At 58.4% G+C, this 24,394-nt stretch carries 24 protein-coding genes; 12 read left to right on the plus strand and 12 right to left on the minus strand.

Annotation, left to right across the window (positions count from 1 at the left end; genetic code table 11):
• Window positions 1-68 precede the first annotated feature (68 nt).
• The 11 genes from MOP87_RS05160 (at window position 69) to MOP87_RS05210 (ending at window position 13,927) form a co-directional block, all read left to right on the plus strand.
• A complete protein-coding gene (locus MOP87_RS05160; protein WP_027914254.1) occupies window positions 69-1,430 on the plus strand; it encodes a phosphomannomutase/phosphoglucomutase in 1,362 nt (453 codons plus the stop codon).
• A 2-nt stretch (window positions 1,431-1,432) separates the two neighbouring features.
• Entirely contained in the window at window positions 1,433-2,227 is a 795-nt protein-coding gene (locus MOP87_RS05165; RefSeq protein WP_027914255.1) for an ABC transporter permease, read from the plus strand.
• Window positions 2,224-3,444 carry an ABC transporter ATP-binding protein gene (locus MOP87_RS05170; protein WP_023536279.1) on the plus strand — a complete coding sequence of 407 codons (1,221 nt, stop codon included), beginning with the start codon at window positions 2,224-2,226 and terminating at the stop codon, window positions 3,442-3,444. The genes MOP87_RS05165 and MOP87_RS05170 overlap by 4 nt, the downstream gene beginning before the upstream one ends.
• A complete protein-coding gene (locus MOP87_RS05175; RefSeq protein ID WP_104925910.1) occupies window positions 3,437-4,825 on the plus strand; it encodes a methyltransferase domain-containing protein in 1,389 nt (462 codons plus the stop codon). Before MOP87_RS05170 ends, MOP87_RS05175 begins: the two co-directional genes overlap by 8 nt.
• Entirely contained in the window at window positions 4,825-7,350 is a 2,526-nt protein-coding gene (locus MOP87_RS05180; protein ID WP_242810192.1) for a glycosyltransferase family 1 protein, read from the plus strand. Before MOP87_RS05175 ends, MOP87_RS05180 begins: the two co-directional genes overlap by 1 nt.
• Window positions 7,351-7,431: 81 nt before the next feature.
• Window positions 7,432-9,021 carry a DUF6311 domain-containing protein gene (locus tag MOP87_RS05185; RefSeq protein WP_242810193.1) on the plus strand — a complete coding sequence of 530 codons (1,590 nt, stop codon included), beginning with the start codon at window positions 7,432-7,434 and terminating at the stop codon, window positions 9,019-9,021.
• Entirely contained in the window at window positions 9,021-9,971 is a 951-nt protein-coding gene (locus MOP87_RS05190) for a glycosyltransferase family 2 protein (RefSeq protein ID WP_033736971.1), read from the plus strand. Before MOP87_RS05185 ends, MOP87_RS05190 begins: the two co-directional genes overlap by 1 nt.
• Window positions 9,968-10,357 carry a GtrA family protein gene (locus tag MOP87_RS05195; RefSeq protein ID WP_023536239.1) on the plus strand — a complete coding sequence of 130 codons (390 nt, stop codon included), beginning with the start codon at window positions 9,968-9,970 and terminating at the stop codon, window positions 10,355-10,357. The genes MOP87_RS05190 and MOP87_RS05195 overlap by 4 nt, the downstream gene beginning before the upstream one ends.
• Window positions 10,358-10,424: 67 nt before the next feature.
• On the plus strand, window positions 10,425-11,468 hold the full coding sequence (locus tag MOP87_RS05200) for a glycosyltransferase family 2 protein (RefSeq protein ID WP_080992900.1): 1,044 nt from the start codon (window positions 10,425-10,427) through the stop codon (window positions 11,466-11,468).
• Window positions 11,465-11,803: an EamA family transporter gene (locus MOP87_RS05205; protein WP_023536240.1), complete on the plus strand. Its 339-nt coding sequence runs from the start codon at window positions 11,465-11,467 to the stop codon at window positions 11,801-11,803. The genes MOP87_RS05200 and MOP87_RS05205 overlap by 4 nt, the downstream gene beginning before the upstream one ends.
• 57 nt (window positions 11,804-11,860) lie before the next feature.
• Window positions 11,861-13,927 (plus strand): glycosyltransferase family 39 protein, encoded by a 2,067-nt coding sequence (locus tag MOP87_RS05210; RefSeq protein ID WP_242810194.1) that lies wholly within the window; start codon window positions 11,861-11,863, stop codon window positions 13,925-13,927.
• A gap of 88 nt (window positions 13,928-14,015) precedes the next feature.
• Here MOP87_RS05210 and MOP87_RS05215 read toward each other — a convergent pair whose 3' ends face one another.
• From MOP87_RS05215 to MOP87_RS05270, 12 genes are all read right to left on the minus strand, one after another.
• Complete coding sequence (locus tag MOP87_RS05215) at window positions 14,016-14,279, minus strand: DUF3077 domain-containing protein (RefSeq protein ID WP_027914263.1); 264 nt, start codon at window positions 14,277-14,279, stop codon at window positions 14,016-14,018.
• A 79-nt stretch (window positions 14,280-14,358) separates the two neighbouring features.
• Window positions 14,359-14,601: a hypothetical protein gene (locus MOP87_RS05220; RefSeq protein ID WP_027914264.1), complete on the minus strand. Its 243-nt coding sequence runs from the start codon at window positions 14,599-14,601 to the stop codon at window positions 14,359-14,361.
• Window positions 14,602-15,017: 416 nt separating this feature from the next.
• The gene (locus MOP87_RS05225; protein ID WP_347402992.1) at window positions 15,018-16,229 is read right to left on the minus strand and encodes an acyltransferase; all 1,212 of its coding nucleotides are present in this window, start codon (window positions 16,227-16,229) and stop codon (window positions 15,018-15,020) included.
• A gap of 206 nt (window positions 16,230-16,435) precedes the next feature.
• Complete coding sequence (locus tag MOP87_RS05230) at window positions 16,436-16,699, minus strand: DUF3077 domain-containing protein (protein ID WP_242810195.1); 264 nt, start codon at window positions 16,697-16,699, stop codon at window positions 16,436-16,438.
• Between the two features lie 89 nt (window positions 16,700-16,788).
• Window positions 16,789-17,031 (minus strand): hypothetical protein, encoded by a 243-nt coding sequence (locus MOP87_RS05235; RefSeq protein WP_049696416.1) that lies wholly within the window; start codon window positions 17,029-17,031, stop codon window positions 16,789-16,791.
• A gap of 834 nt (window positions 17,032-17,865) precedes the next feature.
• Entirely contained in the window at window positions 17,866-18,129 is a 264-nt protein-coding gene (locus MOP87_RS05240; protein ID WP_242810196.1) for a DUF3077 domain-containing protein, read from the minus strand.
• Between the two features lie 89 nt (window positions 18,130-18,218).
• Window positions 18,219-18,461 (minus strand): hypothetical protein, encoded by a 243-nt coding sequence (locus tag MOP87_RS05245; RefSeq protein WP_110607172.1) that lies wholly within the window; start codon window positions 18,459-18,461, stop codon window positions 18,219-18,221.
• A 500-nt stretch (window positions 18,462-18,961) separates the two neighbouring features.
• The gene (gene rfbC / locus MOP87_RS05250; RefSeq protein WP_242810197.1) at window positions 18,962-19,510 is read right to left on the minus strand and encodes a dTDP-4-dehydrorhamnose 3,5-epimerase; all 549 of its coding nucleotides are present in this window, start codon (window positions 19,508-19,510) and stop codon (window positions 18,962-18,964) included.
• Window positions 19,510-20,391 carry a glucose-1-phosphate thymidylyltransferase RfbA gene (gene rfbA, locus MOP87_RS05255; protein ID WP_027914271.1) on the minus strand — a complete coding sequence of 294 codons (882 nt, stop codon included), beginning with the start codon at window positions 20,389-20,391 and terminating at the stop codon, window positions 19,510-19,512. The genes rfbC and rfbA overlap by 1 nt, the downstream gene beginning before the upstream one ends.
• Before the next feature lie 8 nt (window positions 20,392-20,399).
• Complete coding sequence (gene rfbD / locus MOP87_RS05260) at window positions 20,400-21,305, minus strand: dTDP-4-dehydrorhamnose reductase (RefSeq protein ID WP_242810198.1); 906 nt, start codon at window positions 21,303-21,305, stop codon at window positions 20,400-20,402.
• Window positions 21,302-22,402, minus strand: coding sequence for a dTDP-glucose 4,6-dehydratase (gene rfbB / locus MOP87_RS05265; RefSeq protein WP_242810199.1), 1,101 nt, complete (start codon window positions 22,400-22,402; stop codon window positions 21,302-21,304). The genes rfbD and rfbB overlap by 4 nt, the downstream gene beginning before the upstream one ends.
• 688 nt (window positions 22,403-23,090) lie before the next feature.
• Window positions 23,091-23,927, minus strand: coding sequence for a hypothetical protein (locus MOP87_RS05270; protein WP_242810200.1), 837 nt, complete (start codon window positions 23,925-23,927; stop codon window positions 23,091-23,093).
• Between the two features lie 225 nt (window positions 23,928-24,152).
• On the opposite strand from MOP87_RS05270, the gene MOP87_RS05275 reads away from it, so the two are divergent.
• Window positions 24,153-24,344 carry a hypothetical protein gene (locus MOP87_RS05275; RefSeq protein ID WP_242810201.1) on the plus strand — a complete coding sequence of 64 codons (192 nt, stop codon included), beginning with the start codon at window positions 24,153-24,155 and terminating at the stop codon, window positions 24,342-24,344.
• Window positions 24,345-24,394: the final 50 nt, after the last annotated feature.

Here is a 24,394-nt window from a genome sequence, read left to right on the forward strand (position 1 = left end):
CCCACCGTGGCCGGCTATCCCTGTTCAGACTGTCGGCGCCCCTGGCGCCACCGCATTGAGTGAGACGTATGTACCCACCCATCCAGACCCGTTGTTTCAAAGCCTACGATATCCGCGGCCAAGTGCCTGCCGACCTCAACGATGACGTGGCCTACCGCATTGGCCGCGCCCTGGTGGCCGAGCTGGGCGGGCGCACCTACGTGGTGGGCCGTGACATGCGCCTGGAAAGCCCCGGTTTGTCGCTGGCGCTGATCAAAGGCCTGACCGAAGGCGGCGCCGATGTGATCGACATCGGCCTGTGCGGTACTGAAGAAGTGTACTTTGCCACCAGCCATCACCAGGCCGACGGCGGCGTGATGATCACCGCCAGCCATAACCCCAAGGGTTACAACGGCATGAAGCTGGTGCGCGAGCAGTCCCGCCCGATCAGCGGCGACACGGGCCTGAACGACATCCGCCAGCGCGTCGAAGCTGGTAGCCTGGGTGAGCCTGCCGCCAAGCCCGGCCAGGTGCGCGAGGTGTTCGACAAGACCGCCTACATCGACCACCTGCTCACCTACGTCAACCTCGACACCCTCAAGCCGCTCAAGGTGCTGGCCGACCCCGGTAACGGCGCTGTGGGCCCGGTGATCGAGCTGCTCAAGGCACGCCTGCCCCTGGACATCACCCTGATCAACGGCGAGCCGGACGGCAACTTCCCCAACGGCATTCCCAACCCGCTGCTGCCGGAAAACCGCGACCTGACCCGCCAGGCCGTGCTCGACACCGGCGCCGACATGGGCATCGCCTTCGACGGCGACTTCGACCGCTGCTTCTTCTTCGACAACCAGGGCCGCTTCATCGAAGGCTACTACGTGGTCGGCCTGCTGGCCGAGATGCTGCTGGCCAAGCACCCTGGCAGCAAGATCATCCACGACCCACGCCTGACCTGGAACACCATCGAACAGGTGGAAGCAGCCGGCGGCGTGGCCATCCAGAGCAAGACCGGCCATGCCTTCATCAAGGAGCGCATGCGCGCCGAAGACGCCGTATACGGCGGCGAAATGAGCGCCCACCACTACTTCCGCGACTTTGCCTACTGCGACAGCGGCAACATCCCGTGGCTGCTGGTGGCCGAGCTGATGAGCGTGACCGGCAAGACCCTGGCCCAGCTGGTGGACGAGCGTATCGCCAAGTTCCCGTGCAGCGGCGAGATCAACTACGAGGTGGCCGATGTGAAAGGCACCATCGACAAGATCCTGAACCACTACCTGCCGCAAAACCCCAGCGTCGACCGCACCGACGGCATCAGCGTGGCCTTCGCCGACTGGCGTTTCAGCCTGCGCGGCTCCAACACCGAGCCCCTGCTGCGCCTGAACGTGGAAAGCCGCGGTGATGAAGCGCTGGTGGCGCAGCACGTCGCGCAAATCGCCCGTTTGATTCAAGGATAACTATGTTAGGCATGTTTCGGGGCGTCTGGGATTACCGGGGCTTCATCCTCACCTCCATCAAGAACGAGTTCATCTCGCGCTTTGCCCGCAGCAAGCTAGGCGGCCTGTGGATGATCATCCACCCCCTGGCCCAGGTGGCCATCTACGCGTTGATCCTGTCCAACGTGCTGGGCGCACGCCTGCCCGGCATCGACAACAAGTACGCCTACGCGCTGTACCTGATTGCCGGCATCCTGGCCTGGAACCTGTTCGCGGAAATCGTCGGGCGCTGCCTGACGGTGTTCATCGAACAGGGCAACCTGATGAAGAAGATGCGCTTTCCGCGCATTGCGCTGCCGGTGATCGTGGTGGGATCGTGCCTGCTCAACAACCTGTTGCTGTTCATCGCCGCCATGATCATCTTCGCCTTGCTGGGCCATGCGCCCAACGCGCAGATGCTGTGGCTGCTGCCCCTGACCCTGGTGGTGGTGGCCTTCGCCGTCGGCCTGGGCCTGGTGCTGGGTGTACTGAACGTGTTCTTGCGTGACATTGGTCAGGTGGTGCCGATCATCATGCAGGTATGGTTCTGGTTCACGCCGATCGTGTACTCGGTCAACATCGTGCCCGACTACCTCAAGGGCACCCTCGACATCAACCCGATGTATGCCATCGTCACCGGCTATCACAACGCGCTGGTCTACAAGCTTGCGCCGAACATCGCCGAACTGGGCGTCACGGTCGCCATTGCCCTGGGCCTGATGGTACTGGGGCTGTTCCTGTTCCGCAGGGCTTCTGCCGAAATGGTGGACTCGCTATGACACTTCTGTCCGTCAGCAACGTAGGCAAGGCCTACCGCAGCTACCGCTCCGAATGGCAGCGCATCGCGCGTTGGTGCTATTTGCCGGTCAAGGCCAGCAGCGAGCATTGGGTGCTCAAGCACATCAGCTTCAACATCGAGGCCGGTGAAGCCATCGGCCTGGTGGGGCAGAACGGCGCGGGCAAGTCCACGCTGCTGAAAATGATCACCGGCACCCTGCAGCCCAGCGAAGGCACCGTGCGCGTCAACGGCCGCATCGCCGCCATCCTCGAGCTGGGCATGGGCTTCAACGCCGAGTTGAGCGGGCGTCAGAATGCCTACCACGCCGCCGGCCTGATGGGCTTTACCACCGACCAGATCGACGGCGTGATCGACGACATCGAGGCGTTCGCCGAAATTGGCGAGTACTTCGACCAGACCGTGCGCACCTATTCCAGCGGTATGCAGATGCGTGTGGCCTTTGCCGTCGCCACGGCATTCCGCCCCGAAATCCTGATCATCGACGAAGCCTTGTCGGTGGGTGACAGCTACTTCCAGCACAAGAGCTTTGGCCGCATCAAGGAATTCCAGCAGGCTGGTACCACGCTGCTGATCGTGTCCCACGACCGCGCCGCCATTCAGGCCCTGTGCAACCGGGCGATCCTGCTGGACGGCGGCACCGTCATCAAGGACGGGCCACCTGAAGAGGTGATGGATTACTACAACGCCCTGATCGCCCAGAAAGAAAACGCCACCGTCGAAGTGCAAACCCTCGAGAACGGCGCAGTGCAAACCCGCTCGGGCAGTGGCAAGGCCAGCATCGCAGGTGTCTCGCTGCTCAACGCCCAGGGCGCTGCCGCCGAATACGTGACCGTGGGCGAGGACGTCTGCCTGACCGTGGACGTGGCCATCAACGCCCCGTTGCCCGAACTGGTGGTGGGCTATGTGATCAAGGACCGCCTGGGCCAGGACGTATACGGCACCAACACCCATCACCTGGGGTGTGCCCGCAAGGACCTCGCCCAGGGCACGCAGCTGTCGTACCGTTTCCGCTTCCCCGCCAACCTGGGCGTGGGTTCTTATTCCGTCGCCGTCGCGCTGCATGCGGCCGATGCCCACGTGGTGGACAACTACGAGTGGCGCGACCTGGCCTTGGTGTTCAACGTCGTCAACGTTTCGGAAAGTACGTTCGTAGGCCTTGCCTGGATACCTCCGACCGTGGAGTGCAGTAATGGATAGTCGATTCTACCGGGCGTTCGAAGACCGCCATCGCGGCTCGCGGGCGCTGATCGCCAGCCGCCTCGAAGTCTACCTGCCGTTTCTGGCGCCGCTCAAAGACCTGTACCCCCAGGCGGGCGTGCTGGACGTAGGCTGCGGCCGTGGCGAGTGGCTGGAAATGCTGATTCGTGAAGGCTATGACGCCAGCGGTGTAGACCTGGACGAAGGCATGCTCGAAGCCTGCCGCGAACTGGGCCTGCCGGTGCGCACCGACGATGCGCTCAACGCGCTGCGCCAGTTGCCCGATGCCAGCCTGATCGCCGTCAGCGGCTTTCATATCGCCGAGCACATTCCCTTTACCGTGCTGGAAGAAATGGTTGGCGAAGCCATGCGGGTGCTGCAACCCGGCGGCTTGCTGATCCTGGAAACGCCCAACGCTGAAAACGTGGTGGTCGGCACCAACAATTTCTTCGTCGACCCCACCCATGACCGCCCGATCCCCAGCCTGCTGCTGTCGTTCTTGACCGAGTTCAAGGGCTTTGCCCGCTCCAAGGTCCTGCGCCTGCAAGAAGCGCCGGACCTGCGCGAGCCGGAGCGCAAGCTGGGCGTGATGGACGTGTTGGCCGGCACCAGCCCGGATTACGCCGTGGTGGCGCAGAAGCAGGCACCTGCCGACGTACTGGCCGCGTTCGACGCACCGTTCGAGCAGGTGTATGGCGTAGCGCTGGACGAATTGGCCTCGCGTTATGACCAGGCCCTGGAGGGCCGGTTGAATACCCTAGAGAATCAGATGGCAACCGAAGTACATGACCTGCTCGGCTCCCTGAAAGCCGAACAAGCCGAGCGCGTGCAATTGCTCGAGGCAGGGTTTGCGCAAGAGCGCGAGCGCTTGCAAGCCCAACTGGATAACGAGCGCGAGCATGCCCAGCACGCACTGGCCCAGGCACGCGAGCAGGCCGAACGGCTGCAACTCGAGATGAACACCTCGCTGAGCAACGCCCACCACTGGTACCTGCGCGCCACCGCGCTCGAACAGCAGTTGACCACATTCCAGAGCAGCACCGTGTGGCGGGCGACCACGCCCGTGCGCAAGCTGGGCCACCTGGTCAAGCACCCTCGCAGCGCTGCAACAACCGCCAAGCACACCCTGCGCCGCGTCGCGCCCCACGCACGGCTGTGGCTGGCGCGTCGCCCTGCCGTCGAGCGCAAGGTCAGGGCCCTGGTTCAACGCAGCCCCTGGCTTACTGGCGTGTTGCGTGACCTGTTGAAGGTGCCAGCGCCTGCAGTGCCTGTAGAGGCCAACGACCCACAGCACGGTTTGATCGACCATGCTCCATTGACCCCACGGGGGCGCCAGATCGAAAGCGCGCTCCGTGCTGCCGTGACGAAGGGCCAGAAGTAATGCGTATCGTAATTGACATGCAGGGCGCGCAGACCGAAAGCCGTTTCAGAGGGATTGGTCGGTACAGCATGGCGTTTGCCCAGAGCATCGTGCGCAACCGCGGCGAACACGAAGTCTATCTTGTGCTCAACGGCATGCTGCACGAGAGCATCGAGCCCATCCGCACCGCGTTCATCGGCTTGTTGCCGCAGAGCCATATCCGCGTGTGGTACGCCGAAGGCCCCGTTGCCGACAGCCACCCGAACAACCTGGCGCGTCGCCAGACGGCCGAACACATGCGCCAGGCCTGCATCGACGCGCTCGAGCCGGACGTGATCCACGTGACCAGCTCGGTGGAAGGCTACATCGATGACGCGGTGATCGGCAGTGCCACGCTGCACCATGATGCGCTGGTCAGCGCCACGCTCTATGACTTGATCCCGCTGGTAAGCCCCAAGCAGTACCTCGACGGCAACCCGGCCTACAAAAGCCACTACCTGGCCAAGGTCGGCGCATTCCAGCAGTACGATCTGCTGCTGTCGATCTCGGACTTCGCGCGTCAGGAAGCACTCTCCCTGCTGCCGCTGGATGAGGCGAAAGTCGTCAACGTATCCACCGCTGCCGATGACGTGTTCTACCCGGTCACGCTCGCCCACGAAGAGCGTCTGGCGCTGCTTGAGAAATTCGGCCTGCGCGAACCGTTCGTGCTGTACACCGGTGGCGCCGACGAGCGCAAGAACCTACCTCGCCTGATCGAGGCCTTCGCAGCCGTCAAACCCAAGCTGGGTGAGACCCAACTGGTATTCGCCGGCAAGATGCCGCAATACCACGTGGACCTGTACCGTCAGCATGCCCGTGACCAGGGGCTGGCCCCGGACGACCTGGCATTCACCGGTTTCGTCAGCGATGCCGAGCTGCGCAGCCTGTACAGCATCTGCGAGCTCTACGTATTCCCGTCCTGGCACGAAGGCTTCGGGCTGCCGCCGCTGGAGGCCATGAAATGTGGCGCGCCCGTGATCGGTGCCAACGCCTCAAGCGTACCGGAGGTCATTGGCTGGGATGAGGCAACCTTCGACCCACACGATCCAGCGGCGATTGCCAGCAAGCTCGAGCAAGCCCTGCTGGACGACGCCTTCCGCAAGGCCCTGGCCGTTCACGGGGCAGACCGCGCCGAGCATTTCTCGTGGGACCGTACAGGGCAGGCCGCCCTCGAGGCCTTCGAACACGCCATGGCCCAGCGCCAGGCCGACCAGGCGCACACCGAGCAGCCGCGTGACCACCTGCAGCAGTTGATCGAAACCCTCAGTGCCAGTGCGCCGCTGCAAAACGGTGAGGTCAGCGTCGAGCGCCTGGCCAAGGCCGTTGATTACTCCGTGCAACCGCCTACGAATGTACCCAGCCTGTTCGTCGACATTTCGGAGCTGTGCAAGCACGACGGCAAGAGCGGCATCCAGCGCGTGGTGCGCAGCATTCTGCTGGAATGGCTGGTCAATCCGCCTTCGACCTACAAAGTCGTACCGGTGTACACCACGCCTGCTGAGCCGTACTACCGTGAAGCGTCGGCGTTCACCGCCAAATTCCTGGGCCAGGAGCCGAACGAAGCGTTGCAGGACGAAGTCATCAGCTACCGTGCTGGCGACGTGTACCTGGGCCTGGACCTGTTGATGGATGTGCTGCCGCACAAGAAGGCTTACTTCAACGCCATGCGTGACCACGGCGTCAGCATCCTGTTCGTGGTCTACGACTTGCTGATTCTGCAACTGCCGCACTGTTTCGTCGAAAGCCTGCACGAACACTATGCGAAATGGATACGGACGGTGGCCGAATACGACGGCGCCATCTGCATTTCCCAAGCCGTGGCTGATGAGCTCAATGACTGGTACCTGGAGCACATGCCTGCACGCAAGCGCCCGTTCCACATTGGCGCCTTCCACCTGGGCGCCGACCTTGACCAGTCCGTGCCATCGCTGGGCTTCCCGGAAGACCCGGCCATGCGCCTGGAAGCGCTGGAAGACAACCCTACCTTCCTGATGGTAGGTACGCTGGAACCCCGTAAAGGGCATGCACAAACGCTAGAGGCGTTTGAACAGCTATGGGCCGATGGGGTACAAGCCAATCTCGTGATCGTGGGCAAGCATGGCTGGCTGGTCGATGAACTGGCGCGCAAGCTCGAGAACCACGCCGAGCGCGGCAAGCGGCTGTTGTGGCTCTCCGGTGCCAGCGACGAATACCTGGAGCACCTGTACCAGGAGTCCGACTGCCTGGTGGCCGGCTCCTACGGTGAAGGCTTCGGCTTGCCGCTGATCGAGGCCGCGCAGCACAAACTGCCAATCATCGCCCGGGACCTTGCGGTATTCAGGGAAGTGGCCGGTGATCACGCCTGGTACTTCGAAGGCACGCACACAGAAGAAATTGCCGAGAAGATCAAGCAATGGCTGGGGTTGTTCGAAAAGGGCGAACACCCTCAATCCACCGAAATGCCATGGTTGACATGGAAAGCCAGCGCACAACAGCTGGTGGCTGCAATAGATAAGTGCGCGTTCTAACGCGCCTATAAAACACACACTGGGGCGTTTGCAATGAGTTCAAGGTTGGGTTCCACGGGGAGGACGGGCCTGGCGTTAGCGTTGGCTATCGCCGTCTGGTTCGTGTGGCATCATTTTCCTTCGGGGTTCATCGCCGGTACATCGTCGTACTGGCAGTCGGAAGTCGACGACGTTACGCAATACATCTCTGGCTTCCACGCGTTCTTCAGTGCGCCTTTCGGGTATCCGCTGCTGGCATTCGACAGCATCAATTACCCGCAGGGCACGCGCGCGACGTTCATGGACACCATTCCGCTGTATGCGCTTATCCTGAAACTGGTGGTGCCCGCGTCATACGCACCGTTCAACCCCTACGGCGTGTGGGTGGGCCTAGCATTCCTGGGCCAGGCCGTGTGTGGCTGGTGGATGCTGCGCGAGCTTGAGGTCAAGTCCTGGCTGGCACTGGTGGCGCTGGTGGTGTGCCTGCTGATCTTCCCGGCCTTTACAGCGCGTGTGACCCATATCTCGCTGATGACGCACTGGATCCTGCTGGCAGCCATCGCGCTCTACTTGCGTGGGCAGCGCCTGGGGCAGGTGCCCGTGGCAGGCTGGACAGCATTGTTGGTGGCCGGCTTCTACATCAACATCTACCTGTGCGTGATGGCGAGCGCCATTTATGTCGCCAACTGGCTGGCCAAGCCACGGCACTACCGCTGGGTGGACGTGCCTCGGGCGTTGTTGCCGTTCCTGATCATCGGCGCCAGCCTATGGGTGACCGTGTTCCCCATGGACTCCACGAACGTGGCCAAGGAAACCGGTTTCGGCACGTTTTCCATGAACCTGCTGGCACCGTTTTCAGGGGGTACGTTCTTCCCCATCGAAAACGCCGAAATGCCGGGGCAATACGAAGGCTTCAATTACCTGGGCCTGGGTGTCTTGCTGGGGTTGCTGGCCGGCCTGGTACTGGGCGGGCGCAGGGCAGTGAGGTGGGCGGCGGACAACTGGCCGCTGGTGCTGGTGATGCTTGGGCTCACCCTGTATGCACTTTCCGACAGCATCTACTGGGGCACCCACCAGGTGCTGGTGCTGCATTACCCCGCGTTCATGGAGGCCATCACTACGCAGTTCCGGGCCTCTGGCCGGTTCTTCTGGCCTGTAGGGTATGCGCTGACCATCGCGGCCATCGTATTGCTGTACCGCAGGCTGCCCAAACGCGTTTTCGCGCTGGCGATGTTGGTGTTGATCGTGGTGCAGGTGGCGGACATGTCCATCCAGCGCCACCGCTTGACCGATGGCGCCAAGCGCCCGGCAACACCAATCCTGACCCAGGCTGCGTGGGACGCCCAGATAGCCGATGGCATTCAGTATCTGTATTTCTTTCCCAAGTTCCGCTGCGGGCGCTCGGACATGATCCTCAGTACGCTGATGCCGACCATGCGGTATGCCGTCGAGCACGGGCTCAAGATCAACACCGGCTACGTGGCACGCGCCAACTCCAACTGTGCAGTGGAAAGCACCCAGGCCGAAATTGCAGGCTCCGATGCGCGCCACTCCCTGTATGTATTCGTCAAGGGCGATTTCCCTGAAGTGGGCCAGGCGCTGGCGCTGTTCCCAGCCGACCATCAGCCCCAGTGCACCGAACTCGATTACGCCCATGTGTGCAAGTTTGATGTGGACAAGGAGCGCCACTGATGAGCCAGCCCAGGCGCTTGTTGTCGCTGATCTCACCGTTCTACAACGAAGAACGCGGTGTTTGCGCGTTCTTCGAGCGTGTGGACGCCCTGTCAAAGGCGTTGGCCGATCGCTATGACTTCGAGGTCATCGCGATCAATGACGGCAGCAGGGACCAGACCTACGAAGAACTGCTCAAGGCCCAGGCGGCTTACCCGTACGTAACGGTCGTTGACCTGTCACGCAACTTTGGGAAAGAAGCCGCGCTTTCAGCTGGCCTGGACTTTGCGACCGGCGATGCAGTCGTGCCCATCGACTCCGACCTTCAGCATCCTCCCGAAGTGGTGCTGGAGCTCGTTGCCAAATGGGAGGAGGGCGCCGAAGTGGTGCTGGCCAAGCGCGTGGATCGGCGCACCGACCACGCGGTGCAGAAGTTCACCGCCAACGGGTTCTACAAACTGCACAACTCCATCTCGGACATCCACATACCCGCGGACGTGGGCGATTTTCGCTTGATGGACCGCAAGGTCGTCGAGGCGCTAAAAAGGCTTCCTGAAAACCGTCGCTTCATGAAGGGGCTGTTTGCCTGGGTAGGTTTTCGCACCGCCACCATCGAATACCAGGTGGCGCCACGCAGCACCGGCAAGACCAGCTTCAACACCTGGAAACTCTGGAATTTTGCCATCGAAGGCATCACCAGCTACAGCTCGGCCCCCTTGCGCATATGGACTTACCTGGGCTGTGCGGTATCGGCCATGGCCTTTGTGTATGCGGTTTACCTGCTGATCAAGACCCTGTGCTTTGGCGCCGATACGCCCGGTTATGCCTCGTTGATGATCACCATCCTGTTCGCCAGCGGCGTGCAGCTGATCGGCATAGGGGTGCTTGGGGAGTATGTCGGGCGGATCTTCGTCGAATCCAAGCGCCGGCCCGTGTACATCGTGCGCGAAGTGGTCAAGACCGACCGATGATCATTCCGGGCAAGTACTACCAGTTTCTGCGTTTTGCCTTGGTCGGCGTGGCCAACACGGCGGTGCATGCCGGCGTGGTGATTTTGCTGATGGAAACCCTGGCGCCGCCGGCAGCCGTGGCCAACGCGTGTGCATTCATCGTGGCCAACCTGATGTCCTACTGCATCAACAGCCGGTTCACCTTCCGTGTGCCGATGAGTTGGCTGGGATACCGGCGCTTCTTGCTGGTCTCACTGGTGTCGCTGGGCCTGACGCTGCTCATCACCTCGTGGGTCGAATACATGGGTTGGCACTATGGCGTGGGCCTGGTGATGGTGGTCTTCATCGTGCCAGTGCTCAACTTCATGGTGATGAAGCTCTGGGCATTCGCCCCGGCCAAGTCATGAAAACGCCACCCTGCCGCCACGCCCACCGCAATGACTATTTTTTGGAATACGTAACAGGACTCAAACTATGACAATTGGCCAGCAAGAACACCTTTCGCCTGGCAGCGTACAACCTTGCGAAGATCGCGCGACCAGCATTGCGGTGGTGATCCCTTCCTACAAAGTGACCGCGCACATCCTGGGCGTCATTGCCGATATTGGCCCGGAAGTCGAGCGCATCTACGTAGTCGATGATTGCTGCCCGGAAGGCTCCGGCCGTTATGTCGAGGAACACGCCACCGACCCCCGTGTAGTGGTGCTGCGCAACCCGGAAAACCAGGGCGTGGGCGGTGCGGTCATGACCGGCTACCAGGCGGCTATCCAGGACGGCATGGACATCATCGTCAAGATCGACGGGGATGGCCAGATGGACCCAGGCCTGCTGATGAACTTCGTCACGCCCATTCTTGAGGGCACGGCCGACTACACCAAGGGCAACCGGTTCTACGACCTGGAAGAAATCCGGGCAATGCCCAAGATTCGCCTGTTCGGCAACGCTGTCCTGTCCTTCATGACCAAGTTCTCGTCCGGTTACTGGGACCTGTTCGACCCCACCAATGGCTACACGGCCATCCACCGTGACGTCGCCCGCCACCTGCCGTTCGCCAAGATCAGCCGTCGCTACTTCTTCGAGACCGACATTCTGTTCCGGCTCAATACCCTGCGCGCGGTGGTGGTGGATGTGCCCATGGACGCCAAGTACGGCGATGAAGTCAGCAACCTGAAGATTTCCAAGATCGTGGGCGAGTTTCTGGCCAAGCACGTGCGCAACTTCGGCAAGCGGATCTTCTACAACTACTACCTGCGCGACATGTCGCTGGCGTCCCTGGAACTGCCGGCTGGCCTGCTGTTGCTGATATGGGGTCTGGTCTTCGGCCTGTCTCACTGGGCTTCGTCCATCTATACCGGCGTCGCCAACTCTGCCGGCACCGTGATGCTGTCTGCCTTGCCGATATTCCTGGGTATCCAACTGATCCTGGCGTTCCTGGGGCAGGACATCGCCTCGGTCCCCAGAAGGCCGTTCCACCTATCGCGGTTGAAGTCCAAGTTCAAGGCAGGTAAGCGCCCATGATGTATGCCATTGCAATTCTATGCGTCGTGGGTATCGCGACCGGCCAGATCATGTTCAAGCTCAGCGCCAGTGCGCTGCAGCGCGCCGGCACCATCTTCGACCTCAAGACCTTGATGATTCTGGGCTCTGCGTTCGCACTGTACGGTGTGACCACCATCGCCTGGGTGTGGGTGCTGCAAAAGATCGAACTGGGCAAAGCCTACCCGCTGATGGCGTTGGCCTTCGTGCTGGTGCCCATCGGCAGCCACTTCATCTTGGGTGAGCGGTTCCAGGTCCAGTACTTCATCGGCGTCGCATTCATCATGTTCGGCATCGTACTGGCCGTTAAGTCCTGATCGAGCGCACATGCAGCAGGTTGTGGAAATGAAGAGCAGTAGAAGGGATAGGGCAGTATGAAGTTGATAGAAAGGTCGCAGCTGAACGCGACCGTGGCAGTCGCGGCAATCATGGCACTGGCCTTCGTGCTGCTGATGATGCGTTCAAGCGGTATCTACCCAACCGTCTTCGGGGATGAATACACCTACAGCTCGATGGCACGCGTGCTGCCGCTGTCGAGCGCATCGATACCCAACTACCTGTACCTGAGCATCTACAAGTCCACGTTGATGTGTGGCGACGGATTCGTGGGTTGTACCAAGCTACTCAATGCCCTGTTCTTCGTGCTGGCCTCGCCGTTCATCTTCATGGTGGCACGCCGGTATTGCAGTGCGCGGGTGTCGGTGTTGATCGTGGCCCTGAGCATGCTCGGGCCGATCAACGGCTACACCACGTACTTCATGCCTGAAGCGTTGTTCTACCTGACGTTCTGGATCAGCGCCTGGTACTTTCTGACCCTGGCCTCGAACGCGCCTTGGCAACGCTGGGCGCTGCTCGGCGTGCTGATGGGGTGTTCGTCCCTGGTCAAGCCGCATGCGCTTTTCGTCATCCCAGCCTTCTGCCTGTGCATTGCCTACTTTGCCTACAAAGACCAGGACCGCTGGTTCGCGACGGCGGTAAAAAACGCCGCTGTGTTCGTCGGCGTCATGTTGCTGACCAAATTTGGCTTCAGCTACCTGGTCGCCGGCAAGGCAGGCCTGACGCTGTTCGGCAACTTCTACGCCACCACCCTTGAGTCCAGCGCCTCCAGCATCGACCGGTACCTGGCCATCCTGAAAGCGGCGCCGACCATTGCGGCCGGGCACCTGCTGGGCAATGCCGTGATGTTCGGCTGCGCCTTGGCGATCATCATCACCACCAGCATCGCCACATTGCGAACTCGCGCCATCGGCGAGGACGGGAAGTTTGCCTTCTTCACCCTGTTCCTGCTGCTGAACCTGATCGCCGTGGTGGCGTTGTTCTCGGCATCCGTGGCCGGCACCAACGCCGTCGAAACCGCGTTGCGCCTGCACATGCGCTACTACGACTTCCTGTTCCCGTTGCTGTTCATCGCCGCCGGTGCTGAACTGGCGGGGGCCAGGCTCACGGCGCACCGTTACGTGCGCTGGGGCGTGGCGATCGTGGTGATGGGCGCTGTGGTGTATGCCGGCATCACGCGCATGTACCCGTTTACCCTGAGCTTTATCGATAACCCTGAGCTGCGCGGCTTTACCGCTGGTAATCGGGCTTTCTTCGTACTCGCAGGGCTCTCGCTGATCAGCTTGATGCTGTGGTGTGCAAAGCCGCGCAAGGGCTTGCAGCTGTTCGTGTTCGTCTTCCTGCCGCTTTCCATTCTGGTCAGTACGGTATACGCCAGCATGTCGCTGCTCGAACGCAGGCATGCAGACGTGTATGACAAGGCCGGGATGTTCGCGCGTCAATACCTGCCCGTCAGCGAGCGCCCACACCTGCTGGTGGTAGGGGATAATCCGGCCTCGATTCTGCGGGCACTGTACTGGGTGGAAGATTTGAACGCAGGCCCGGACTTGTCGTATAAGCCAGGCGAAATCTACACCGCCGACCAGTCGCCGGCTGACAAGAGATGGATCCTGGTAGTAGGGGATGTCGAGTTTGCCAAAGGCGACTTCAAGGTCCTCAAGCTCAATGGCTTCTCGTTGGCCAGAAAGCTGCCCAAGGACAACCCGCTGCTGCTCGATTTCCGCTCAAACATCCACACCGAGTCGGTAGACACGTTGCGCGGCCTGTCCCATGCCGAAAGCTGGGGCGCCTGGTCCGAAGGTGACACCGTGACGTTGCAGTTCTCACGGCCGCTGCCCAAAACCTTCACGCTGGAAATCAACGCCAAGGCGTTTGGCCCCAACCAGGGCCGCACCTTTGAAGTGAAGGTAGATGATCGCCGCTATCCGCTGAAGCTGAGCGGTGAAGTGGAACCGTATAGCTTGAAAATCGATAACCCTGACGAAGTCAGCAAGCTGACCATCAAGGTACCCCAGGCCACTTCGCCCGAGCAGCTGGGTATCAGTGGCGACAAGCGCATGTTGGGGATTGGGCTTCGGCAGATTGTGATTCGGGAAGACAAATAGCAGTGCTGTGACGGTACCTATGCGCTTGAATCGATAGGTACCGTCAGGGCAGGGTAGTGAGCACCTTGCCGAATCAACAACCCGCCGCTCAGTTCGCCATGCCAGCGTCAGCATCGTCCATCAACGTCTTGGCCAGTGCGCCCAGGTAGTACGCGGCCCATACCAATTTCGGGTTTTCGTCCATCAAGCCGCTGATGGTCAGCTCCTGTACGTAACCCATCAGTTCAGAAGCTTGGGCGCGGGCGTGCTCGCACGGGATGCCGGGTTCGATGCAGAACAGCGGTTCGGTTTGCTGTTTGCCTTGATAGAACTTGGTTTTGCCGGCGGTGACGCCGGTTTGATGTGCGGCCATTGATTGATCTCCCACCATGTTCAGTGTCAGCGACGGTACTCGTGTGCTACGCGAGGCCCGCTGGGGCAACCATCAAGCGTCAATGCATCGCTCGGGGTTCATTTGGCTTTTGCACGAGCATAAGCGCCGATTCGAGCAATGCCCGCAACGTCTCTATTTCATGCACAGACGCCATAACCAAGATCGACGCTGGCGATTTGGGCTGCAATAGCAGTGCCTGGTGAGCGATGGTAGAGGCGCATAACGCGTAATCCGTGGCTTGGACCAGGAGGTCTTCCAGGGAGTGAATGGGGTGTGGTGGGTCTGGGACGATCTTTAACATGTGCAACCTCTGTCGATGAGGCCGACACCTATTGCTGTCAAACAAATGGGTGGCAGCTGTACGTGGGTTGACAGACCGGTCGACAGAGGTACTAACCCGGCGCACGCGAACGTGCCCCACGCACAGCCACCATTGAGGGTGACCCTACCTTTTTGTCGAAACAGCCTGTCAAAGCCGGTCGTTGATGAGCAACGACGGGTTGAGACTAGGGCTGCGCCTGAGTAACGGCAATCGAAAAAAGGCGATGGGATTATGTTTGGGAAATGGACTACAGGAAAGGCGTAAATTCCGATCAGGAGGCCGGCTGAGGTGGTACCCACCCCCTCGGAAGATACAAAACTGACGGTTTAGCGTGATACAGGCGAACCGCACGGTGCGATGAAATGCTGATCTGCTCCAGAAGGGCACCGGTTGGGTTAGTTGGGCAGTCGTGCAGAAACGTGCCGCCCTCGCTGTCGCAGCCAACGTTGGGCGGGGCGCTCCAAGTACCGATGGGTGGCAAGGCTCAGGGGTATGAGTACAGCAAAGAACAGCACCATCACCCACCCTTGATAGAACACTGCTCGTGAAAGCGCCAATGCGTCGAAGGCCATGGCGAATATGATCTGCAATGGGAAATGAGTGAGGTAGGACGAGTAACTAATGTCGCCCAGCCACGCCCAGCGCCGCGCCAGACCGGGCCAGCGCGAGCCCGCGGCCGCCAGTGCGGCAATAAGTAATGGGTAGCACACGTAAAGCAGCAACGGGTTGTTCAGCCCGGCAGGTGTTTTCAAAAGCCAGATCCAGGCCACCAGACACAGTGGGCCTGTGATGAGCAGCGCACCCCCATCGCCCAGATACCGGCGCACCCACGTCAGCACGCCATAGGTCATGCCACCGACGAAAAAGCACACCAGACCACTACCCAGTTTGTAGATGTCTGGATAAAAGAAGCTGCCAATCGCGATGGCCGCCAGGGTCAATGGCCATTTCCAGCGCTTGGTCAGGCAGATGATGAAGAAGATCGCGTAGAGCAACACTTCCACCGACACCGACCACACAGGCGCATTGAAGGACCAACCCTTTTCCAAGCCCCAGGCCGGCACCATCAAAATATTCAGCACCGCGTGATAGACGTCATTGAACGGATAGACGAAATAGGTGCCGTGGCTGCTGAGATAGGCCCATTGCAGAGCCAAGACAGCCATGAACGTGACGATGTGCAGAGGGTAGAGCCTGCTAAACCTGTCCTGGACAAAACGTGACACCGTCAACGAGCGACAGCTGATGCCGTTTGCGAACAACCAGTAGAAAACGAACCCCGATAACGTGAAGAACAGCTGCACAGCCAGGTTGCCATGCCGATACAGCAGTTCAAACGTGCTGAAGAACGGTTGCTGTGCCGGGTCGAAGTCATGGGCTGCGCTACCCACATAGAAGAAGTGCTGCCAATGCCAGAACACGACACACAAGGCAGCCAGGCCACGCAGTACATCCAACGTATAGAGCCGATTACTGGGGTTAGAAAGAGTCATGTGTGCTGCTTGATAAAGGAGGTAAGGAAGGTAAATGTTGATCCAGCCAAAAGTGAGTCCGGCATTGCGGTCACTGGCGCTTTCAAATTGTGTACTAACGCTGAACGCTGCCACCTGGGCCTATGACCATGATCATGAGCCCTCCCTGCCGGGGGCGGAGTATACGCTGGCTTGGGATATAGCACCCACTGAGCTTGTGTGCGGAGATGTCCCACACAGCGCGATTGGGTGCTGCGGTTATAGCCTGTGTCAGGGTTCGTGAGCAGATCGTTTCGATGGCTTAGGAATCTCCAAAACTTACTGCCGCATGAATCCGCCGCTCAGCTCGCTATGCCAGCTTCAGCATCGTCCATCAGCGTTTTGGCCAGCGCACCCAGATAGTATGCAGCCCACACCAGCTTCGGGTTTTCGTCCATCAAGCCACTGATGGTCAGCTCCTGCGCGTAACCCATCAGCTCAGAGGCTTGAGCACGGGCGTGCTCACACGGGATGCCGGGTTCGATGCAGAACAGTGGCTCGGTTTGCTGTTTGCCTTGGTAGAACTTGGTTTTGCCGGCGGTAACGCCGGTGTAATGTGCGGTCATTGAATGATCTCCCTGCCTGTTTGCTGCCAGGGCTGCAATGCGGGCGACCTTGCTTGGCAATGGTCAGCCCACCACAGCCCCAGCTGGCTTCAATGCATTGCTCGAGGTTCTCTGGGCCTTTGCACCTGCAGAAGCGCCGACTCCAGCAATGCCCGCAGCGCCTCGAGTTCATGCAAAGACGTCATGATCAGAATAGATGTCGGAGATCTGGGCTGTAGCAGCAAGGCCTGATGGGCGACGGTTGCGGCGCATAGCGCGTGATCCGAGGCTTGAATCAGGGTGTCTTCCAGGGAGTGGATGTGGTGCGGTGGGTCGGGGACGATCTTAAGCATCGCGTATGTCCTTTGATCAGTGCGGCCGCCTCTTGCTGTCAAACAAGTGGGTGGCAGCTGTACGTGGGTTGACAGACCGGCGGACATAGCAAGTTCCGGCGCACGCAAGCGTGCCCGCACGTACAGCCGCCATCAAGGACGAGCTGATTTCTATGTACCGTGACGGCCTGTCAAAGCCGTGCCGCTGATAGCCAACGACAGGGCGAGACTAGGTCGCTTCCAGAATGGCCGCAACGGAAAATAGGGAGGATGAGTATCTTTGGGAAATGGACTACAGGGAAGGGGTAGATTCTGATTTTTCTGCTTTCAGAGGTGCGAAGCTCAGGTGCTTGAGAATAGATTCAAGCGTCTGCGCTGAAGAGTTATGAAGGTAAAAACTGGAAAGTAACGGAAGCCTCTAACAAGGTCTGTTAAGCCGGTGATCGCAGAAGCTCGGCATCGTCTGTCTGCGCTTTGCAACGTCCGAAGCTGAGCGTTCTTCTGCACCAGGAGCGACGCGGATTCGAGCCAAGCTCCTCGGCGTTTCTCATTCCAGGATCGATCTTTTTATCCGCATGGAAGCGACGACTTCGAAACCGTCGAGTAGCCCGTTCAGTTTCTGAGGGATCATGACACCAGCACCGTCAATCGGCTTGGTCGAGGTTTTAAGTGCGTCAGCCTCAGGTATAAGCGCTCGAGCATTCGCCCCGGTGCTCTGTTATTTCGTCGATCCCGAACCTGTTAACACACCGCTAAATCTTCGTCCGAGACTTCTTAAGGTTTTGCCATCCCAGGATTACTTTCCGTTGGTGACCGAGGAATCTACAAACACTGACTGCCGGGTGGGCACGCTGCTCAGTTCGCCATGCCTGCCTCAGCATCGTCCATCAGCGTTTTGGCCAGCGCACCCAGATAGTATGCAGCCCACACCAACTTCGGGTTTTCGTCCATCAAGCCGCTGATGGTCAGCTCCTGTACGTAACCCATCAGTTCAGAGGCTTGGGCTCGGGCGTGCTCACACGGTATGCCGGGTTCGATGCAGAACAGTGGCTCGGTTTGCTGTTTGCCTTGGTAGAACTTGGTTTTGCCGGCGGTAACGCCGGTGTGATGTGCGGTCATTGATTGGTCTCCCTGCTTGTTTGCTGCCAGGGCTGCCATGTGGGCGACCTTGCTTGGCAATGGTCAGCCCACCACAGCCCCAGCTGGCTTCAATGCATTGCTCGAGGTTCTCTGGGCCTTTGCACCTGCAGAAGCGCTGACTCCAGCAATGCCCGCAGCGCCTCGAGTTCGTGCAGAGACGTCATGATCAGAATCGATGTCGGGGATTTGGGCTGTAGCAGCAAGGCCTGATGGGCGACGGTTGCGGCGCATAGCGCGTGATCCGAGGCTTGAATCAGGGTGTCTTCCAGGGAGTGGATGTGGTGCGGTGGGTCGGGGACGATCTTGAGCATCGCATAGTACCTTCCAATCGGGCCCCCTCCCGACTGCTGTCAAACAGAGGGAGGCAGCTGTACGTAGGTTGACAGACCGGCGGACTATGCAAGTTCCGGCGCACGCAAGCGTGCCCCACGTACAGCCGCCACAAAGCGAGCTGCGTGCATAATACCGTTACGACCTGTCAAAGCCGTGTCGTTGATGAGCAACGACGCCCTGAGAGTAGAAGCGTAGAAAAGAGGTCGCAATGGTAAATACGGGGTCAGAGTATCTTTGGGAAACGGACTACAAGGAAGGGGCAGATTCTGATCTTTTTGCTTTCTGAAGCTTAAGCCTGCGTGCTTAACACCAGACTCAGTCGCTTACCGGGAAAAGCGGGCCGCTCTAATCATCGAAGCGGGTGAATCGCTCGCAAGCGTTTCTTACTATGGCGAGACTAGGTGTCGGGCAATCAGAACTCCTTAGGCTGTAGTTGCTGACAAGGCCAAGCCTTACGCGGCTTGGCCCCGTTGCAGGATTACTCGAACACTTCAGCGTTAGCCAACGCCACGCCGAGTTGATCCTTGCCAGACAAACTCGGGCTGAAATCAATCGGCCACTCGATGGCGACTTCCGGGTCATCCCACGCGATGCACCGCTCACTGGCAGGCGAGTAGAAATCGGTGGTCTTGTACAGGAATTCAGCGGTTTCACTCAGGGTGACAAAACCGTGCGCGAACCCTGGCGGGACCCACAGCTGATTCTTGTTTTCCGCAGAAAGCACCGCACCGACCCATTTGCCGAAAGTGGGGGAGGAGCGACGGATATCGACCGCCACGTCGAACACTTCCCCTTGGACCACGCGCACCAGTTTGCCCTGGGCATGAGGGGGCAACTGGTAGTGCAGGCCCCGAAGCACGCCTTTCACTGATCGAGAGTGATTGTCCTGAACGAAATCGGGGCGCAGGCCAGTGACTTCTTCAAACACATTGGCGTTGAAGCTTTCGTAGAAGAAGCCCCGGTCATCGCCGAAGACTTTTGGGGCGAACAGAAGGACATCAGGGATGGCCAGAGGGGTAGCGTGCATCAGAAAACCTTTTCGCTAAGCAGGTTACGCAGGTACTGGCCGTAGCCATTTTTGAGCAATGGCTGGGCCAGGCGCTCGAGTTGTTCGGCATCAATCCAGCCTGCACGGAAGCAGATCTCTTCCGGGCATGCCACCTTCAGCCCTTGGCGGCGCTCCATGGTCGCAATGTACTGGCTGGCATCGAGCAGGCTGTCGTGAGTACCTGTGTCCAGCCATGCATAGCCACGGCCCATGATCTCGACATGCAGCTGCGCTTGTTGCAGGTACAGGTTGTTGAGGTCGGTGATCTCCAGCTCGCCTCGGGCCGATGGCTTCAGGCTGCGCGCCAGGTCGACCACTTGGTTGTCGTAGAAGTAAAGGCCCGTCACCGCATAGTTGGACTTCGGCTGTTTTGGCTTTTCTTCCAGCGACAATACGCGCCCGGCCTCATTGAATTCAGCTACACCATAACGCTCAGGGTCGTTGACGTGATAAGCGAACACAGAGGCGCCCGTTTCGCGTTGGCCCGCGTTCAACAGCAGCGACTGGAAGTCGTGGCCGTAGAAGATGTTGTCGCCCAGCACCAGTGCAGAAGTGTCGTTGCCAATGAAGGCCTCGCCGATGGTGAATGCCTGAGCCAAGCCATCAGGGCTTGGCTGCACGGCGTAGGACAGGTTCAGGCCCCATTGGCTGCCGTCGCCTAGCAACTGCTCGAAGCGTGGGGTGTCCTGCGGCGTTGAAATGATCAGAATGTCGCGGATACCGGCGAGCAGCAGGGTGCTCAGCGGGTAATAGATCATGGGTTTGTCATACACCGGCAGCAGCTGCTTCGATACCGAGAGCGTCGCGGGGTGCAGGCGTGTGCCTGAGCCGCCGGCCAGAATAATTCCTTTACGAGCCATGGGAATCCTTACTTATGGATTTCGTCTAGCATACGTTTAACGCCTTGCTGCCAGGGCGGCATTTTCAACTTAAACGCGCTTTCGAGCTTGCCCAGTGCCAGCCGCGAATTTCGCGGGCGTGGCGCGGGTACAGGGTAAGCGTCGGTATTGATCGCTGATACTTGACCAGCGTTCACTTTAAGCGATATGCCCCTGCAAAGCGCGTCCTGCAGCACTAATTGCGCATAAGCGTGCCAGCATGTTTCACCCGATGCAGCCAGGTGGTAGATCCCGGCAAGGTGAGCGTTCGCGGGCTGGTTGACCACCTGGCGCACGACATGGGCTGTAACGTCCGCGATCAGGTCAGCACCGGTTGGGGCGCCGAACTGGTCAGCTACCACGCTCAAGGCGTCCCGCTCCTGGGCAAGGCGCAGCATGGTCTTTGCAAAGTTATTTCCGCGGGCAGCGTACACCCAGCTGGTGCGCAGGATGACGGCCTTGGCACCGCTGGCTTCTATGGCCTGCTCACCCTCAAGCTTGGTACGGCCATAGACTGACAGCGGGCCGGTGGCTGCGGTTTCTTGCCGAGGCTGATCACCGCTGCCGTCATACACGTAGTCAGTGGAGTAATGAATCAGCCAAGCGCCCAAGCGAGCGGCTTCACGCGCCAGTAGGGCAGGGGCCTGAGCATTGATAAGCGCTGCTGCCTGAGGATCACCCTCTGCTTTATCCACGGCTGTATAAGCGGCCGCGTTGACGATTACATCAGGCGCGAGCAAACGAACTGTGCTCGCCAACGCATCCAACTGGCTCAAATCGCCACAAAGCTCGCCGTCACCCTGACGGTCCAGTGCGACAACTTCACCGAGCGGCGAAAGAGACCGCTGCAGCTCCCAGCCTACTTGCCCGTTTTTCCCCAACAGCAGGATTTTCACGCTTCATTTGCCCCGTATTGCTTAGCCACCCAATCACGGTACGAACCGTCCATCACGCCCTGCACCCATTCCTGATTGGCAAGGTACCAGGCGACAGTTTTGCGGATGCCGGTATCGAACGTTTCCGCAGGTTTCCAGCCTAGCTCGCGCTCGATCTTGCGTGCATCGATGGCGTAACGGCGGTCGTGGCCCGGGCGGTCTGTCACGTAGGTGATCAGCTCGGCGTAATGTCCGACAGGCGCACCGGTCTTTTGGTTGATCACATTGCGCGCGGACGCTGGCGCCAGCTCATCGAGCAGGCCGCAGACCGTACGCACGATATCGATGTTGGCTTTCTCGTTCCAGCCGCCGATGTTGTAGGTTTCGCCTGTGGTGCCGGCTTCCAGCACACGGCGGATGCCCGAGCAGTGGTCCTCGACATACAACCAGTCCCGAATCTGCTGGCCGTCACCGTAGACCGGCAACGGTTTACCCGCGAGCGCGTTGACGATCATGAGCGGGATCAGTTTTTCGGGGAAGTGGAACGGCCCGTAGTTGTTGGAGCAGTTGGTGGTGAGGACTGGCATACCGTAGGTATGGAAGTAGGAACGCACCAGGTGGTCACTGGCGGCTTTGCTAGCGGAGTAGGGGCTGTTGGGGGCGTAGGGTGTGGTTTCAGTGAACGCCGGATCGTTTGGCGCGAGTGTGCCGTACACCTCATCTGTTGAGACGTGGAGGAAGCGGAAACCTTCTTTCTCCTGCCCGGTCAGACTGCTCCAGTGCGCACGTGCGGCCTCCAGCAATCTAAAGGTGCCCATGACGTTGGTCTGGACGAATGCCTCAGGCCCGGTAATAGAGCGGTCTACATGAGATTCGGCTGCAAAATGGACCACGGCGCGGGGGCGGTGCTCGGCGAACAGCTTGGCCAATAGCGCCGGGTCGCAGATGTCGCCTTGGACGAAGTGATGCTGTGTGTTGCCTTCAAGGGACTGCAAATTGGCTAGGTTGCCTGCGTAGGTGAGGGCGTCGAGGTTGAGGACGGGTTCCTCATGGTGCGCGCACCACTGCAGAACGTAATTTGACCCGATGAAGCCGGCTCCGCCTGTTACTAGAATCATGAGTTAGGCCTGAATTTAAGTTGGCGTCTACTAACACTGACAGCTAAGGTCTTTCGAATCGCTCAGCGAGCGAATCATCTACATCTGTGTCGTTAATGCCGCTCAGGATACAGCACCGCCAGCAGTGATGGCTAGGTATCGCTCAGTTTCGATTTAATAGCTATCAGGGAATTGTAGTCGATTTGAGACGTATACCTGTTATAAGGTCATATTTAGCGAGCAATGGTGATGAGGTGTTAAAGATCGAGACAGCTGTAAAATGATGCTATTCAAATTATGCTGGTAAATGCTGTGGTATCACTGATAGTGGGGGTTGATGTATTTAGGTGTGGAGCGCATACCGCGAAGCAGGAAGCGGATAATCAGCTACTGATTAAATTATGGGTGATCTAGAAGCATTTTACTGTACCTAAGAGTGCATGTCGGGAGATATGGCATGAGTGTAAATGGCGCTTATACTTGAACTAGGCTGCCAGTATGGCCCATGAGTACCTAAGCCGCACGCGTAGGGGCTAAAGAACAAGCTATATAAAAAGGTAATCAGAAAATTATAATGATATGTTAGTGCGGCCTTATACTTCAGGTTGGCGCCTATGGCGCCCGTCCCAAAGGTAAATGATGCTAGCGCTAATTAGATCGGATAAAGCGTTCGGCGTTATCGCTTTAAGTATATGTCTGCGAGGTAAAGTCAAAGACCGTTAGAAAAGTCCATTACTGCTCTTAACCAGCCTGACCTTGGATCAAGAGTAGGACGAGATCCAGTGCCGGTCCTAGAGCGGCTACTTCCCCAGATAATACATCCATCCGCTCCAAGGTTGCGGAGTGCTTCAAGCCGAGCTTTCATCTCATCATAATCTAACAAACGGATTGCGCCGTGCAACTGAACTTCGGGAGTTATAAATGGAATGATTTTTTTGTGGCTGTCATATTTTTTTGCAGCCGCTATATTATAAGAGGCATTACTTTTCCAGGAGGAAAAGTCATCGCCGCTATAGTTATACAAAGAAGGGCTGAAATAATCTACTGCCTTGGCAACGTCAGCATATTTAGCGTTCAGATTATCATAGAAAGCACGCTTTTCCTCCGACCATATGTACGTATTTTGCGGCACTGTTGCATAGAGACCGACTAGCGCATTGGGGTTGGCTTGCTTGAAGATTTTGATTACTTGCAAATACAGGCTAGGTGTGGTTGGGTCGAATCTATTCCACGATTCCAAGTCTAAAGAAATTATGGTTGTCCCTGTCTTCGAATATTTGGCGGCAGTGCTTTTGATTTTTCTTTCATTGATTCTATTTTTGTTCAGGCTGAATTTTTCTGGAGGATCAAGTAGCTCATTTTCGTAGATTACAGCAATTCTATTAATTCCAAACTGCTGTGAGTCAGCAATAGCAGCTAAGCTCTGAGGAGATTGGCGAATGGATGGATAGGGGAGGAAAGCATGAATTTCAAAAGCTGAGCTAGAACTGCTGAAAGCTAGCATCGTTATGAGTAGGAATAAAAATCTAGCGCTTGCAAATTTCATGTATGTAAAAAACTTCATGTTTATATCGCAAATGAGTGTCAGAAGATGGGAGTGTCAAACATAGCACATTCGCCTGTCGCATACAAAGCGCGGAATGTCCTCGCGAAAATAGCTTGGGCGACGCGAGCTAAGTATGAAAAATCTTCTAAACAGAAGCTTTAGGATGTTGGTGGGGAGTTCGTTAAATCCCTGATTCAAATTTCTGGTGATAACTGGATTGAGCAAATGCATTCAATCTTTCAGCTTAATGATTATAACGAATTAATGTCTGATGGTGGTAAACAATACGATTCGGTGCATGTGATTGTAGTTTCGAAAAGAGGAGTAAAATTTATTGCTATTGCGAGAAATGCGCAGCAGGGACTAAAGATTCAAATAGAAAAAGATCCATCCAATCTTACAATATATTTAAATTAAAGTGGCTCTTATAATGAACCGAGCAGACGCGAATGCTCGCTGTTTATTGA

The sequence above is a fragment of the Pseudomonas sp. I3-I5 genome, assembly GCF_022699445.1.
GTDB classification, from domain to species: domain Bacteria; phylum Pseudomonadota; class Gammaproteobacteria; order Pseudomonadales; family Pseudomonadaceae; genus Aquipseudomonas; species Aquipseudomonas fulva.

What these genes read in the sequence shown, in the direction of transcription:
- MOP87_RS05170 (WP_023536279.1), top strand. Translation starts at nt 2,224, where the DNA reads ATGACACTTCTGTCCGTCAGCAACGTAGGCAAGGCCTACCGCAGCTAC.
- MOP87_RS05190 (WP_033736971.1), top strand. Translation starts at nt 9,021, where the DNA reads ATGAGCCAGCCCAGGCGCTTGTTGTCGCTGATCTCACCGTTCTACAAC.
- MOP87_RS05200 (WP_080992900.1), top strand. Translation starts at nt 10,425, where the DNA reads ATGACAATTGGCCAGCAAGAACACCTTTCGCCTGGCAGCGTACAACCT.
- MOP87_RS05275 (WP_242810201.1), top strand. Translation starts at nt 24,153, where the DNA reads ATGCATTCAATCTTTCAGCTTAATGATTATAACGAATTAATGTCTGAT.
- MOP87_RS05195 (WP_023536239.1), top strand. Translation starts at nt 9,968, where the DNA reads ATGATCATTCCGGGCAAGTACTACCAGTTTCTGCGTTTTGCCTTGGTC.
- MOP87_RS05220 (WP_027914264.1), bottom strand. Translation starts at nt 14,601, where the DNA reads ATGTTAAAGATCGTCCCAGACCCACCACACCCCATTCACTCCCTGGAA.
- MOP87_RS05205 (WP_023536240.1), top strand. Translation starts at nt 11,465, where the DNA reads ATGATGTATGCCATTGCAATTCTATGCGTCGTGGGTATCGCGACCGGC.
- MOP87_RS05245 (WP_110607172.1), bottom strand. Translation starts at nt 18,461, where the DNA reads ATGCTCAAGATCGTCCCCGACCCACCGCACCACATCCACTCCCTGGAA.
- rfbA (WP_027914271.1), bottom strand. Translation starts at nt 20,391, where the DNA reads ATGGCTCGTAAAGGAATTATTCTGGCCGGCGGCTCAGGCACACGCCTG.
- MOP87_RS05165 (WP_027914255.1), top strand. Translation starts at nt 1,433, where the DNA reads ATGTTAGGCATGTTTCGGGGCGTCTGGGATTACCGGGGCTTCATCCTC.
- rfbC (WP_242810197.1), bottom strand. Translation starts at nt 19,510, where the DNA reads ATGCACGCTACCCCTCTGGCCATCCCTGATGTCCTTCTGTTCGCCCCA.
- MOP87_RS05215 (WP_027914263.1), bottom strand. Translation starts at nt 14,279, where the DNA reads ATGGCCGCACATCAAACCGGCGTCACCGCCGGCAAAACCAAGTTCTAT.
- MOP87_RS05160 (WP_027914254.1), top strand. Translation starts at nt 69, where the DNA reads ATGTACCCACCCATCCAGACCCGTTGTTTCAAAGCCTACGATATCCGC.
- MOP87_RS05235 (WP_049696416.1), bottom strand. Translation starts at nt 17,031, where the DNA reads ATGCTTAAGATCGTCCCCGACCCACCGCACCACATCCACTCCCTGGAA.
- MOP87_RS05240 (WP_242810196.1), bottom strand. Translation starts at nt 18,129, where the DNA reads ATGACCGCACATCACACCGGCGTTACCGCCGGCAAAACCAAGTTCTAC.
- MOP87_RS05210 (WP_242810194.1), top strand. Translation starts at nt 11,861, where the DNA reads ATGAAGTTGATAGAAAGGTCGCAGCTGAACGCGACCGTGGCAGTCGCG.
- MOP87_RS05175 (WP_104925910.1), top strand. Translation starts at nt 3,437, where the DNA reads ATGGATAGTCGATTCTACCGGGCGTTCGAAGACCGCCATCGCGGCTCG.
- MOP87_RS05180 (WP_242810192.1), top strand. Translation starts at nt 4,825, where the DNA reads ATGCGTATCGTAATTGACATGCAGGGCGCGCAGACCGAAAGCCGTTTC.
- MOP87_RS05230 (WP_242810195.1), bottom strand. Translation starts at nt 16,699, where the DNA reads ATGACCGCACATTACACCGGCGTTACCGCCGGCAAAACCAAGTTCTAC.
- MOP87_RS05270 (WP_242810200.1), bottom strand. Translation starts at nt 23,927, where the DNA reads ATGAAATTTGCAAGCGCTAGATTTTTATTCCTACTCATAACGATGCTA.
- rfbB (WP_242810199.1), bottom strand. Translation starts at nt 22,402, where the DNA reads ATGATTCTAGTAACAGGCGGAGCCGGCTTCATCGGGTCAAATTACGTT.